The following is a 13,240-nucleotide window of genomic DNA, read 5'->3' on the forward strand; positions in this document are numbered from 1 at the left end:
GGCGGCCGGCGCCGGCCGCCCGGGGCCCGCGTCACTGCAGGTAGCGCTCGACCTCGGGCTTGGGGCGCAGCCCCTGGGCGTCCGGGTCGCCATGGGTCTGCCGGGCGGCCCGCCGCCGGCGCAGCAGGTCCCAGCACTGGTCGAGGGACTCCTCCAGCTCGCGCAGCCGGTTGCGGGCGTCGTCGTCGGTGCCCGACTCGTTGGCCTGCGCGTCGGCGCGCAGCCGGTGCTCCTCGTCGACCAGCTCGGAGATCCGGTTCAGGATGGTCTTGTCGTCCATGCCCTGAGCCTGGCACAGGCGGTGCGGGCGCGCCCGGATTCCACCGCCGGCCGCCCCCCGCCGCGCCGGCCGCTGCGGTAGGTTGCCCAGCCATGGTCCCTACCGTCCGGGCCGCCGGGCCGCGCGACGCGGCGCCGGTGGCCGGCCTGCTCCGCGCCGCCGAGCCCCACCTGGTCGTCACGCCCGCGTTGCTCGCCTGGCAGGCGACCGGCAAGCCGGCGGAGCGCTTCGGGATGCTGGTCGCCGAGACGGGCGACGGGATCGCCGGCGTCGCCCGGACGGGGCTGCTGCACGAGAGCGCCGAGCCCGGGCTCGGCTTCGTCAACCTGGTCGTGCGCCCCGAGCGGCGGGGGCGGGGCGTCGGGTCGGCGCTGCTCGCCGCCGCCGAGCAGCGGCTCGCCGGGCTCGGCGTGCGTCGGGTGTACGCGCGGGTGGCCGACGCGCCGGCGGCTCTCTCCTTCGCCGAGGGGCGCGGCTACCGGCCCGGCCGACGCAACCTGATCCTGCGCCTGGACCTGGCGGCGACGTTGCCGGCGCCGCCCGCGCCGCCGCCCCGGGTGCGGCTGACCACGGCCGCCGACCTGCCCGATCCGCACCCGCTCTACGAGGCGGACCTGGCCGCCGCCGCCGACGAGCCGGGCGACGTGGGGATGGACGAGATCAGCTACGCCGACTGGCGGGCCGCGTACTGGGACCGGCCGGACCTCGACCGGGGTCTCACCACGGTGGCCGTGGCGGACGGGGCGGTGGTGGCGTTCAGCGTCGCGCTGACCGACGGCGGCGACCGCTACCTGTCCGGGATGACGGGTACCCGGGCCGAGTGGCGGGGCCGGGGCCTGGCCCGGCTGGTCAAGCACGTGTCGCTGCGGTCGGCCCGGTCGGCCGGCTACCGGCGGGCGTTCACCGTCAACGACGCCGGCAACGACGCCATGCGCGCGGTGAACGAGTGGTTCGGCTACCGCCCGGTGGCCGCCGAGTGGCGTTACCTGCGCTCGCTTTAGGAGTGACGCCCGACACGAACTCCTTCATGGATCAGCATTCCCATGAGCAAAATTCTCGTACGGCTCTGGCGGGTCCGAACGGGTGATGGCATGCTCTCCGAATCGTGACGTAAGGCAGCCGTCCGGGGGACGGTCTGTCACCACGAAGCGTGACTGTGAGGGGTGCCATGGCTGACCGGAGTTCCGACGGGCCGCACGGGCGGGCGGCGCGGAGCGTGCCACTGTGGAGGATGCTGCCGGGCCTCCTGCGTGACCCGTTGCGCGAACTCGTCGCGCTGGCGGACGCCGCGGAGGGCGAGGTCATCCGGCTCAACGTCGGGACCATCCGCCCGTACCTGGTGACCGAGCCGGCCCACGTGCAGCACATCCTGCGGGACAACGCGGCCAACTACACCCGCGGCGGGCGGAGCATGCTCTGGCGGCCGGTGCGGCGGTTCACCGGGGAGGGCATCATGTCCGACGGCCCCGAGTGGCAGGCCAGTCGCGCGCGGATGCAGCCGCACTTCACGGCCAAGCGCATCGACTCCCTCGTGGACACCATGAGCCACGCGGTCAGCGAGGCGGTGGACGGGTTCGAGGAGCCGGCCCGCACCGGCCGGTGGCTGGACATCGGCGCGGAGCTGGGGCGGGTCATCTGCCGGGCGATCAGCAGTGTCTTCTTCGCCGACCGGGTCAGCCTCGCCGACCAGCTGCGGATCGTCGCCGCCCAGGACACCATCGTGACCGCGCTGCGGGCACGGCTGCTCCTGCCCTTCGTGCCCGACGCCGTGCCGGTGCCGGGGGACCGCGCCCTGCGCCGCGCGACCGGTGTCGTCGACGACATCATGCTGCCGCTGGTGCGGGCCGAGCTCGCCCACCCGCGGGACAGCGACGACCTGCTCGCCGCCCTGACCCGCGCGCGGGACGCCGACGGCCGCCCGCTCGACGAACGACGGGTCCGCGACGACGTGGTGGCCTCGTTCGCCACCGCGACCGAGACCACCTACGCCGTGCTGACCTGGCTGTGGCCGATCCTGGACGCCCACCCCGCGATCGCCGAACGGCTCTACGCGGAGCTGGACGAGGTGGTGGGCACCGACCGGGTGATCAGCCGGGAGCAGTTGGTCGCTCTCACGTACACCCGGTCGGTCGTGGACGAGCTGCTGCGGATGTATCCCGCGGGCTGGCTGCTGCCGCGCGCGGCGTTGGCGGACGACGTCATCGGCGGCACCCGCATCCCCGCCGGCAGCATCGTCGTCGTCAGCTCCTACATCACCCAGCGGCTGGCCCGGTACTGGGACCGCCCGGACACCTTCGACCCCGACCGGTTCCGCGCCGACCAGCCGCGCCGCAGCCACCGGTACGCGTACTTCCCGTTCGGCGGTGGCCCGCACCAGTGCCTCGGCAATCACCTGTTCAACCTGGAGGCTCCGCTCGTGGTGGCCACGATCCTCAGCCGCTACCGCTTCCGGCTGCGCGAGCCCGGGATGCCGCCCAAGCAGCTGGCGGCGGCCCTGCGCCCGGGCAGGCCGGTGGTCATGGCGCTGACCCCGGTTCACGAGCAGAGGCCGGCATGATCCCGGCGCTGACGACCGCGCAGGACGGCACCGGGACCGGACCGGAGCCGGCAGGCGGCGGGCGGGACGAGCTGCGCGACGCGCGGGAACAGGGGCGGATCTGCGGCGTGGCCGTCCGCGGGCAACGCGACCTCCAGGCGTCGGCCGCCGCGCACCCCGAGCTGTTCCCCGCCGAGCCGTTCGACGCCATGCTGTTCGCCAACATCTCGCTGGCCATCGCGTTCGGTGCCCCGTGGTGCACGCCGCAGCAGCTGCGGGTCGCCAACCGGACCGTGCTGTGGGGCTTCGCCCTCGACTGGCTGATCGACCACCGGGCACAGTCCCGGGACGAGGTCGACCGGCTCGTCGGCCGCTGCGTCTCGGTGGCCGCCGGCGAGCCGCCCGCCGCCGACGACCACCTCGGTGCCTATCTGGCCGCGCTCCAGGACGAACTCGCGACGACCCCGGCCTTCGCCGCACACCGTTCACTGTGGCAGGACAGCCTGGGCGCGACGGTGGGGGCGATGGCCCGGGAGTGGGCATGGAGGGCGGCCTGGCGCTCCGGCGACCGGGCGGCCCTGCCGAGCCTCGACGCGTACCTCGCCAACGCCGACAACCTCGCCTGCACGATCGTCAACGTCGCGCACTGGATCCACACCGGGGACGAGGCCACGCTCGCCCGGCTCGACGACCTGGTCGTGGTCAGCGACGAGGTGCAGCGTGCCCTGCGCCTCGCCAACGACCTCGGCACCTACGAGCGGGACCTGCGCTGGGGCGACCTGAACGCCCTCCTGCTGGTCAACGACCGTGCCGAGGTGGAGCAGCGGCTCGCCGCCCTGGTGGACGACTGCCGGCGGATGCTCGTCCCGCTCCGGTCGGACTGCCCGCGCGAGGCGGACTACCTGGCCCGGCAGATCGGCTTCAGCAGCGGCTTCTACCAGCTGGCCGACTTCTGGGGGATGTCGTGACGGCGGCCCCGGTCGCCGTGGCGGAGGTCGGCGGGCCGGGACTCGCCACCGCCGGGCGGGCGCTCGTGGCGGCGATGGCCGCCAGCCCCGCCGGCACGGTTTCGCCCTCGGTGTACGAGACGGCGCGGCTGGTCAGCGACGCGCCCTGGTTGCCCGGGCACGCCGGGCGCCTGCGCTACCTGGTGACCGCGCAGCGGCCCGACGGCGCGTGGGGGGCGCCCGGCGCGTACGGGCTGGTGCCGACCCTCAGCGCGGTGGAGGCGCTGCTGAGGTGCGTGTCCGGTGCCGGGCGGGGCGAGCCGACGCACCTGCCCGCGTCCGTGGTGGACCGCGGCGTCGGGGCGCTGCGGCGGCTGCTGGCCGCCGACGAGTCGGTGCCGGACATGCCGGGCGTGGACCTGATCGTGCCCGCCCTGCTCGACCGGATCGACGCGCTGCTGCGCCCGGCCGGCGGCGCCGAGCCGTCGCGGTGGGCGCACGCAGTACCGCTGCCGATGCCGCACGGCATGACGCGGCACCGGTCCGAGGCGGTCGGCCGGCTGCTCGCCGCCGGCCGGCCCGTGCCGGAGAAGCTCTTGCACGCCTTCGAGGTGCTGGACGAGCGGACGCGGGTGAACCTGCCCGTCCGGCCGCTCCTGGGCGCCGTGGGCGCCTCGCCCGCCGCCACCGCCGCCTGGCTGGGCGACCCCTCCCGCCCAGGGGTGGACCGGGCGGCGCTGGGCTACCTGACGAACGCCGTCGGGCCGGGGGGCGGCCCCGTCCCGTGCACGACGCCCATCGCCGTGTTCGAGCGGGCGTGGGTGCTCAGCAGCCTCGCCCGGGTCGGCGCGGCCCCGGACGTCCCCCGCCGGATGATCGCCGACCTGGCCGCCGTGGTCGGCCCGGACGGCGCGGCGACCTCGCCGGGGCTCCCGACGGACGCCGACACCACCGCCGCCACCCTCTTCGCGTTGGCCCGCCTCGGCCGTCCGGTCGCCCCCGACAGCCTGCTGGCGTACGACACCGGAGCGCACTTCTGCACCTGGCGGGGCGAGGACGGCGCGTCGGTCACCACGAACGCGCACGTGCTGGAGGCGCTGGGCTGGCACGCCCGCCACCAATCGGGGCGACCGCACGCCGACGTGGCGCGCCGGGTGGCCGGCTGGCTGATCGACGGCCAGCTCCCCGACGGCCGGTGGACGGACCGCTGGCACGCCTCGCCGTACTACGCCACCTCGGCGGTCGCCGCCGCCCTGGCCGGGTACGCGCCCGAGGCCGCCGCTGCGGCGCTCGACCGGGCGGTCGACTGGGTGCGGGACACCCAGAGGGCCGACGGCTCGTGGGGGCTGTGGGACGGCACCCCGGAAGAGACCGCCTACGCCGTGCAGGTGCTGCTCGGCAACGGACGGCCGCCGCGGCCGGGCGTCGGCGCCGCCGTGCGGCGTGCGCTGGCCTTCCTCGACGACCACGACGACGTCACCGGGCACGCCGCTCCACTGTGGCACGACAAGGATCTCTACCATCCGATGCTGATCGTGCGGGCCGCCGTGCTGGCGGCGCGGCACCTGGCGCGGCTGAGCGGCCACATAGGACACTGACCGCCGCAGCGGGCGCGGCCCGCTGCGCAGCGTCATGATCAGCACCGCTTGAGCGATCGTCGTGACACTGCTACCGTGCGCCGGGTCGGTCGAAGCGACACGCGCCTCCGCCGATCGGATGAATCAGGCTCCCCGCCAGGGATGGTTTCGCATGGGTTCCCGCAGCTCGAATCTGCGCCGGAAAGTCGTGGCTATGTTGGCCTCGCTCGTTGCGCTGTGGGCTTTCGCCGCGTGGGTGACGCTGCGGGAGGGCGTCAACCTCATCTGGGTGCAGGCGCTCGACAGCCGGGTCGCCCAGCCGAGTGAGCCGCTCGTGCTGGAGCTGCAGGCGGAGCGCCGGGCCTCCGCGGCGTACCTGGGCGGGGCGGGCGAGCCCGAGCGGGCCCAGCTCGAGGCACAGTGGCAGCGGACCCAGGCCGTCGCCGACGACTTTCGGGATTCCGTCCGCGGCTGGCGGGTCGACCTGGCGGCGAGCGACGACACCAAGCAACAGATCGACACGGTCGTCGCCGGGCTGGACCGGCTGGGCAGCGTGCGCGAGTCGATCCGCACCCGCCAGGTGGACCGGGCCGCCGCCGTCGAGGCGTACACCGGGCTCATCGACTCGACGCTGCAGGTGTACGGGTCGCTGGGCAACCTGGACGACGAGCAGTTCGCGCGGGAAACCGGGGCACTGATCCAGCTCGTCCGGGTCCGGGAACTCATGTCCCAGGAGGACGCGCTGGTCACCGGGGCGCTCGCTGCGGGCCGGATGACTCCGGAGGAGTCCGCCGCCTTCGCCCGCACCGTCGGCGCACAACGCTTCCTCGACAGCCAGACCCGCGACGACCTGGCCGACGCCGACCGGGCACGGTACGAGGCGCTGCTCGGCGGCGAGACGTACACGTCGTTCCGCGCCCTGGAGGACCGGGTGGTCCTCGCGGGACGGACGTCCGGCCCGCCGACCGTCACGGCCGCCCAGTGGCGCGCGGCGGCGGACGTCGTGGCCGAGGAGCAGCAGCGGTTCATCATCGAGGCCGGTGACGCGCTCGTGGACCGGTCCACGCCGATCGCCGCCGGCGTCATCATCCGGCTGGTGCTGGCCGCCGGTCTGGGCCTGCTCGCCGTCATCGCCTCCATTGCCATGTCGGTCACCACCGCCCGGGCGCTGGTGCGGCAGCTGGAGCGGCTGCGCGACGCGGCGTTCGGGCTCGCCAACGAGCGGCTGCCCGGCGTGGTCGAGCGGCTCGGCCACGGCGAGGAGGTCGACGTCGCCAAGGAGGCGCCCCCGCTGGAGTTCGGCGACGACGAGATCGGCCAGGTGGGCAAGGCGTTCAACGCCGTGCAGGAGACCGCCATCCGCACCGCCGTCGAGCAGGCCGAGCTGCGCCGCAACGTCCGGGACGTCTTCCTCAGCCTGGCCCGGCGCACCCAGGCGCTGGTGCACCGCCAGCTCACCCTGCTCGACGCGATGGAACGCCGCGAGCACGACGCCGAGGAGCTGGAGGACCTGTTCCGGGTCGACCACCTGGCCACCCGGATGCGGCGCAACGCGGAGAACCTGATCGTGCTCTCCGGCTCCACCCCGGGCCGGGCGTGGCGGCGCAACGTGCCGATGGTCGACGTGGTCCGGGGCGCGGTCGCCGAGGTCGAGGACTACACCCGGGTCAACGTGCTGCCCCTGGGCCCGGTCTCGCTGACCGGGCGGGCGGTCGGTGACGTCATCCACCTGCTCGCCGAGCTGATCGAGAACGGGCTGTCGTTCTCCCCGCCGCACACCACCGTCGAGGTGCGCGGGCAGATGGTGGCCAACGGCTTCGCCATCGAGATCGAGGACCGCGGCCTGGGCATGAGCGAGGAGGACCTGGCCGCCGCGAACCACCGGATCGTCGACCAGTCCGAGCTGAACCTGGCCAACGCCTCCCGCCTGGGGCTCTACGTGGTGAGCCGGCTGACCGAGCGGCACGGCGTGCGGGTGCAGCTCAAGGAGTCGGCGTACGGCGGCACCACCGCGGTCGTGCTGATCCCGGCCGAGCTGGTCACCGCCGACGACGCGGACCCGAGCACCTCCGGCGGCTTCCCGGCCGGGGTGCCGGCCACCACGCCGGTGCCGGGCGCGTCCGCCCCCGCCACCGGGCAGCCCACCACGGTGGCGCTGGCCGAGCCGCCGGCCGCGCCGAGGCCGCGGTCGGCCCCGGAGTCCGAGGCCCCTGCCGGGGACTCCGACGGGGGTGCCCTGCCCACCCGGTCGCGCGGTCGGAGCCTGTCGACCACGCCGACGGAGGAGCGGCTGCCCACCCGGGCGCGCGGCGCGTCGATGCAGCCGGCCCTGGACGGCCCGACCTTCCCGACCGGCCTGCCGGTGGCCGCGGCCCGGCCTGCCGTGGCCGCTCCGCAGACGTCCGCGCCGGCGGAGGACGGCCCTGCGGGGGCCGCCCCGGCGGAGACGGGCACCGGGACCCCGGCGGCCGCCGGCCCGGCGCGGGTGCCCTGCCCCGAGCAGGTGCGTACCGACTCCGGGCTGCCGGTCCGGGTCCGGCAGGCCAGCATCGTGCCGGAACTGCGCGACGAGCCCGCCGCGGGGGACGACGACGCGGACACGGTACGCCCGCCGGAGCAGGTGCGCCGGATGATGAGCTCCTACCAGAGCGGCACCCGGCGCGGCCGTACGGACGCCGCCCGGCTGCTCGGCGGGGCCGGCGGCGGCCGGCCCGAGACAGGCGAGGGAGCCGGGGCCGGCGAGGGACCGGACGTCGGCGATCAGCAGGCGACCTGACCGGCACCGCCCGCACTGCGGGGTGACCCCGCGGCGTGGCGGTCAGCCCAGACGAGCACGGCGACAACAGCCGGGGGAGAAGAGGACGACGAGTGGCGCAGAAGACGGCTTCGAGTGCCGACCTGACGTGGTTGCTGGATGATCTGGTCGGCCGGGTGAAGCAGGCCGACCACGCGGTCGCGCTCTCGACGGACGGCCTGTTGATGGCCGCCTCGCGAGGGCTCAGCCGGGACGACGGAGAGCACCTGGCGGCGATGGCGGCCGGCATCCAGAGCCTGGCCCGGGGCGCGGGCAAGCGCTTCGGCGGCGGGCAGGTGCAGCAGACCATCATCGAGATGCAGTCGTCGTTCCTGTTCGTCACGGCGGCCGGGCGCAACGCCTGCCTGGCCGTGCTCGCCAGCGAGGACGCCGACGTCGGCCTGATCGCCTACGAGATGGCGATGCTGGTCACCCGCGTCGGCAAGTACGTCGCGTCGCCGTCGCGGACCGAGCAGCCGGCCGACGAGAAGTAACCGCGATGACGGTGCAGGGGGAGTCCGCCGAGCACCAGTGGGTCGACGACCACGCCGGCCCGGTGGTGCGCCCCTACGCGGTGACCCGTGGCCGGGCCCGGCCGGTCACCGGCACGTTCGACCTGATCTCGCTGGTGACAGCGACCCGAGCGGACGTGACCCCGGAGGTCGGACTGGGTCCGGAGCACCTGGCGATCGTCGGGCTCTGCCAGCGGATCCAGTCCGTCGCCGAGATCGCCGCCCACATGGACCTGCCGGTGGGCACCATCCGGGTCCTGCTCGGCGACCTGGTGGCCCGCAGCCTGGTGCAGGTACGCGAGCCGCGCACCACAGCCGGCCTTCCCGACAACAGCGTTTTCGAGGCGGTAATCAATGGACTACGGGCACTCTGAGCGGCCGGCGGGAGCGCCGCCACTGCCCACCGCGATCAAGATCCTTGTCGCGGGTGGCTTCGGCGTGGGCAAGACCACCATGGTCGGCGCGGTCAGCGAGACACGCCCCCTGCGCACCGAGGAGGTGCTGACCGAGAGCGGGGTCGGCATCGACGACCTCTCCGGGGTGGAGAGCAAGAAGACCACCACGGTGGCGATGGACTTCGGTCGCATCACCATCAGCGACGACCTGGTGCTCTACCTCTTCGGCACCCCCGGGCAGGACCGCTTCTGGTTCGTCTGGGACGAGCTGGCGCTCGGCGCGATCGGCGCGGTGGTGCTGGCGGACACCCGACGGCTGGCGGACTGCTTCCCCTCCATCGACTACTTCGAGGGGCGCGGCACGCCGTTCGTGGTGGCGGTGAACTGCTTCGAGGGCGCCCGGCAGTACCAGCTCGACGAGGTGCAGTCGGCGCTGAACCTCGACCCCGGGGTGCCGGTGCTGCTCTGCGACGCCCGGCAGCGGGAGTCGAGCAAGGAGGTGCTCATCACGCTGCTGGAGCACGCCATGAAGACCCGGGACGCTCGCCGCCGGTCCGAGTGACCCCACCGCGGGGCCGGCGCGGGCAGGTGAGCCGCGACGCCGCCTCGCCCGGAGAGCGCCGAGCCGGTACGCGAAAGGGCCCCTCCCGCGAGCGCGGGAGGGGCCCTTTTCGATGGTGCGTCAGCTGGCGATCATGCGGCGCAGCACGTACTGCAGGATGCCGCCGTGCCGGTAGTAGTCCGCCTCACCCGGCGTGTCGATCCGGACCACCGCGTCGAACTCGACGCCGGTGTCGGTGCTGACCTTGACCGTGCGCGGGGTCTCCCCGTCGTTCAGCGCGGTCACCCCGGTGATGGTGAACGTCTCCGTGCCGGTCAGGCCCAGCGACTCGGCGGTCTCGCCGGCCGGGAACTGCAGCGGGAGCACGCCCATGCCGATCAGGTTGGAGCGGTGGATCCGCTCGTACGACTCGGCGATGACCGCCCTGACGCCGAGCAGCATGGTGCCCTTGGCCGCCCAGTCCCGCGACGACCCGGAGCCGTACTCCTTGCCGGCCAGGACGACCAGCGGGACGCCCGCCTCCTGGTAGGCCACCGAGGCGTCGTAGATCGAGGTCTGCTCGCCGGTCAGGTGGTTGACCGTGAAGCCGCCCTCGACACCCGGGACCAGCTGGTTGCGCAGGCGGATGTTGGCGAAGGTACCCCGGATCATGACCTCGTGGTTGCCCCGGCGGGAGCCGTACGAGTTGAACTCGTGCCGCGGCACGCCGTGCTCGGCGAGGTACTTCCCGGCGGGGGAGTCGGCCTTGATGGAACCGGCCGGGGAGATGTGGTCGGTGGTCACCGAGTCGCCCAGCTTGGCCAGCACCCGGGCGCCGGCGATGTCGACGACCGCCTTCGGCTCCCGCTCCATGCCCTCGAAGTACGGGGGCTTGCGGACGTAGGTCGAGTCGCCGGCCCAGGCGAAAGTGTCGCCGGTCGGGGTGGGCAGCGACTGCCAGCGCTCGTCGCCGGCGAAGACGTCCGCGTACGCCGCGCTGAAGCCGGTGGCGCCGATCGCCGAGGCGATGACGTCCTGGATCTCGGCCGTGTTCGGCCAGATGTCGCGCAGGAACACCGGGTTGCCCTGGCTGTCCTCGCCGATCGGCTCGTTGGCCAGGTCGATGTCCATCGTGCCGGCCAGCGCGTACGCGACCACCAGCGGCGGGGACGCCAGGTAGTTCATCTTGACGTCCGGGTTGATCCGGCCCTCGAAGTTCCGGTTGCCCGACAGCACCGAGACGACGGCCAGGTCGGCCTCGTTGACGGCGGCGGAGATCTCCTCCGGCAGCGGGCCGGAGTTGCCGATGCAGGTGGTGCAGCCGTAGCCGACCAGGTGGAAGCCCAGCTTCTCCAGGTAGGGCGTGAGGCCGGCCCGCTCGTAGTAGTCCATGACGACCTTGGAGCCCGGGGCCAGGGTGGTCTTCACCCACGGCTTGCGGGTCAGGCCCTTCTCCACCGCGTTGCGGGCCAGCAGCGCCGCCCCGATCATGACCTGCGGGTTGGAGGTGTTGGTGCAGGAGGTGATCGCGGCGATCACCACGGCGCCGTGGTCCAGCTCGAACTCGGTGCCGTCGTCGCCGGTGACCCGGATCGGGTTGCTGGCCCGCCCGCCGGCGCCGACCGCGGCCGTCTCCAGGTCGCGCGGGGCGTCGGCCGGGTCGCTGACGCCGTTGGCGGGGGAGTCGCTGGCCGGGAAGGACTCGGCGCTGGCCTCGTCGGCGTGGCCCACGACCCCGAACGGCTTCTCCTGCTGCGGCACGCCAGCGGCGCGGCCCCGGTCGCCACCGGTCTCGTCGGCGGCAACGTAGTCGGTCAGCGCCGAGCGGAACAGCGTCTTGGCGCTGCCCAGCGGCACCCGGTCCTGCGGGCGCTTCGGACCGGCCAGGGACGGCTCGATGGTGCTCAGGTCGAGCTCCAGGCGCTCCGAGTACTCCGGCTCGGCGTCCGGGTCGTGCCAGAGGCCCTGCTCCTTGGCGTACGCCTCGACCAGCGCGACCTGCTGCGGGTCGCGGCCGGTCAGCTCCAGGTAGCGGACGGTCTCGCCGTCGATCGGGAAGATCGCCACGGTGGAGCCGTACTCCGGGGACATGTTGCCGATGGTGGCCCGGTTGGCCAGCGGCACGGCGCTCACGCCCGGGCCGTAGAACTCGACGAACTTGCCGACCACGCCGTGCTTGCGCAGCATCTCGGTGATGGTGAGCACCAGGTCGGTGGCGGTGGTGCCGGCCGGCATCTCGCCGGAGAGCTTGAAGCCCACCACGCGCGGGATCAGCATGCTGACCGGCTGGCCGAGCATGGCGGCCTCGGCCTCGATGCCGCCGACGCCCCAGCCGAGCACGCCCAGGCCGTTGACCATCGTGGTGTGCGAGTCGGTGCCGACCACGGTGTCCGGGTACGCCTGGCCGTTGCGCTCCATGATCGTACGGGCCAGGTACTCGATGTTGACCTGGTGCACGATGCCGGTGCCCGGCGGGACGACCTTGAACTCGTTGAACGCGGTCTGGCCCCAGCGCAGGAACTGGTAGCGCTCCTTGTTGCGCTCGTACTCGAGCTCGACGTTGCGCTGGAAGGCGTCCTCGCGGCCGAACAGGTCGGCGATGACCGAGTGGTCGATGACCAGTTCGGCCGGGGCGAGCGGGTTGACCTTGGTGGCGTCGCCGCCGAGGTCGCGGACGGCCTCGCGCATGGTGGCCAGGTCGACCACGCAGGGCACGCCGGTGAAGTCCTGCATGAGCACCCGCGCCGGGGTGAACTGGATCTCCACGCTCGGGTCGGCGGTGGGGTCCCAGCCGCCGAGCTGCCGGATGTGGTCGGCGGTGATGTTCGCGCCGTCCTCGGTCCGGAGCAGGTTCTCCAGCAGGATCTTCAGGCTGTAGGGGAGCCGTTCGTGGCCCTCCACCTTGCTGATCTTGAAAATCTCGTAGCTCGCGTCTCCGACGCGTAGCTGGGTCTTCGCACCGAAGGTGTCGAGGCTCGCCACGTCGTACTCCTTCACACCAGCGACCGTGAGTAGTCCTGAGCAGTCTGTCGCACCGGCCGGGGTGCCGCCGTGGTTAGGGGACACTTACCGCCGATTCTCGTCGTCAACAAAACCGTACGTCCGTCTTGCTAACTGCGCAACCTCGTGCCATCGTTCGGGACGAGGAGGTACCCCCATGATCCATCACGTCCAGCTCGCCTGCCCACGCGGCTCCGAGGACGCGTCCCGCGCCTTCTACCTGGGGGTGCTCGGCATGACGGAGAAGCCCAAGCCCCCGGCGCTGGCGGCGCGTGGTGGCTGCTGGTTCACCGGGCACGGCGCCGAACTGCACCTGGGTGTCGAGGACGACTTCCGCCCCGCCCGCAAGGCCCACCCCGGCCTGCTCCGGCCCGACCTCGACGCGCTCGCCGACCGGCTGGCCGCCGCCGGCTACCCGGTCACCTGGGGGGACGACGAGCTGCCCGGGATGCGCCGCTTCCACTCCCACGACGTGCACGGCAACCGCCTGGAGTTCCTCGCCCCGCTCGACTGATCCCGCCCAGGGGCCTGCCGCCACGGGTTGCCGGCCACGGAGACGACGAAAGGGCCGGCCCCGTTCGGGGCCGGCCCTTGTCGTTGGGTGGTGTCTGGATCAGGCGGCGTAGCCGCGGGTGGCGATCCAGTCGGCGAGGGCCTC

Annotated in this window: 11 protein-coding genes; 9 read left to right on the forward strand and 2 right to left on the reverse strand. The window is 73.7% G+C overall.

The window, feature by feature from the left end; all coding sequences use genetic code 11:
* Positions 1-31: 31 nt before the first annotated feature.
* Positions 32-280 carry a DUF2630 family protein gene (locus ABZ793_RS33775; protein ID WP_350709085.1) on the reverse strand — a complete coding sequence of 83 codons (249 nt, stop codon included), beginning with the start codon at positions 278-280 and terminating at the stop codon, positions 32-34.
* Positions 281-372: 92 nt separating this feature from the next.
* Between ABZ793_RS33775 and ABZ793_RS33780 the strand changes: the two genes are divergently transcribed.
* From ABZ793_RS33780 to ABZ793_RS33815, 8 genes are all read left to right on the forward strand, one after another.
* A complete protein-coding gene (locus tag ABZ793_RS33780) occupies positions 373-1,281 on the forward strand; it encodes a GNAT family N-acetyltransferase (protein WP_357464901.1) in 909 nt (302 codons plus the stop codon).
* 215 nt (positions 1,282-1,496) lie between these two features.
* On the forward strand, positions 1,497-2,837 hold the full coding sequence (locus tag ABZ793_RS33785; RefSeq protein ID WP_357464915.1) for a cytochrome P450: 1,341 nt from the start codon (positions 1,497-1,499) through the stop codon (positions 2,835-2,837).
* On the forward strand, positions 2,834-3,784 hold the full coding sequence (locus tag ABZ793_RS33790; RefSeq protein ID WP_357464903.1) for a terpene synthase family protein: 951 nt from the start codon (positions 2,834-2,836) through the stop codon (positions 3,782-3,784). The genes ABZ793_RS33785 and ABZ793_RS33790 overlap by 4 nt, the downstream gene beginning before the upstream one ends.
* Complete coding sequence (locus ABZ793_RS33795; protein ID WP_357464905.1) at positions 3,781-5,361, forward strand: prenyltransferase/squalene oxidase repeat-containing protein; 1,581 nt, start codon at positions 3,781-3,783, stop codon at positions 5,359-5,361. The genes ABZ793_RS33790 and ABZ793_RS33795 overlap by 4 nt, the downstream gene beginning before the upstream one ends.
* 151 nt (positions 5,362-5,512) lie before the next feature.
* A complete protein-coding gene (locus tag ABZ793_RS33800) occupies positions 5,513-8,116 on the forward strand; it encodes a nitrate- and nitrite sensing domain-containing protein (protein ID WP_357464907.1) in 2,604 nt (867 codons plus the stop codon).
* 92 nt (positions 8,117-8,208) lie between these two features.
* A complete protein-coding gene (locus ABZ793_RS33805) occupies positions 8,209-8,628 on the forward strand; it encodes a roadblock/LC7 domain-containing protein (RefSeq protein ID WP_350686945.1) in 420 nt (139 codons plus the stop codon).
* A 5-nt stretch (positions 8,629-8,633) separates the two neighbouring features.
* Positions 8,634-9,020 carry a DUF742 domain-containing protein gene (locus ABZ793_RS33810; RefSeq protein ID WP_350686947.1) on the forward strand — a complete coding sequence of 129 codons (387 nt, stop codon included), beginning with the start codon at positions 8,634-8,636 and terminating at the stop codon, positions 9,018-9,020.
* Positions 9,001-9,603, forward strand: coding sequence for an ATP/GTP-binding protein (locus tag ABZ793_RS33815; protein ID WP_350709075.1), 603 nt, complete (start codon positions 9,001-9,003; stop codon positions 9,601-9,603). Before ABZ793_RS33810 ends, ABZ793_RS33815 begins: the two co-directional genes overlap by 20 nt.
* A 120-nt stretch (positions 9,604-9,723) precedes the next feature.
* Here the strand turns inward: ABZ793_RS33815 and ABZ793_RS33820 are convergent, their stop codons facing one another.
* Entirely contained in the window at positions 9,724-12,579 is a 2,856-nt protein-coding gene (locus ABZ793_RS33820) for an aconitate hydratase (protein WP_357464911.1), read from the reverse strand.
* A 160-nt stretch (positions 12,580-12,739) separates the two neighbouring features.
* Here ABZ793_RS33820 and ABZ793_RS33825 point away from each other — a divergent pair, with 160 nt between their 5' ends.
* The gene (locus ABZ793_RS33825) at positions 12,740-13,096 is read left to right on the forward strand and encodes a VOC family protein (RefSeq protein WP_357464913.1); all 357 of its coding nucleotides are present in this window, start codon (positions 12,740-12,742) and stop codon (positions 13,094-13,096) included.
* The last annotated feature ends 144 nt before the right edge of the window (positions 13,097-13,240 follow it).

It is taken from the genome of Micromonospora sp. NPDC047465, assembly GCF_040643125.1.
In the GTDB taxonomy this organism is placed as follows: domain Bacteria; phylum Actinomycetota; class Actinomycetes; order Mycobacteriales; family Micromonosporaceae; genus Micromonospora.

Excerpts from the sequence above, each read along its gene's own strand:
- ABZ793_RS33775 (WP_350709085.1), bottom strand. The coding sequence starts at position 280 with ATGGACGACAAGACCATCCTGAACCGGATCTCCGAGCTGGTCGACGAG.
- ABZ793_RS33780 (WP_357464901.1), top strand. The coding sequence starts at position 373 with ATGGTCCCTACCGTCCGGGCCGCCGGGCCGCGCGACGCGGCGCCGGTG.
- ABZ793_RS33790 (WP_357464903.1), top strand. The coding sequence starts at position 2,834 with ATGATCCCGGCGCTGACGACCGCGCAGGACGGCACCGGGACCGGACCG.
- ABZ793_RS33800 (WP_357464907.1), top strand. The coding sequence starts at position 5,513 with ATGGGTTCCCGCAGCTCGAATCTGCGCCGGAAAGTCGTGGCTATGTTG.
- ABZ793_RS33810 (WP_350686947.1), top strand. The coding sequence starts at position 8,634 with ATGACGGTGCAGGGGGAGTCCGCCGAGCACCAGTGGGTCGACGACCAC.
- ABZ793_RS33815 (WP_350709075.1), top strand. The coding sequence starts at position 9,001 with ATGGACTACGGGCACTCTGAGCGGCCGGCGGGAGCGCCGCCACTGCCC.
- ABZ793_RS33825 (WP_357464913.1), top strand. The coding sequence starts at position 12,740 with ATGATCCATCACGTCCAGCTCGCCTGCCCACGCGGCTCCGAGGACGCG.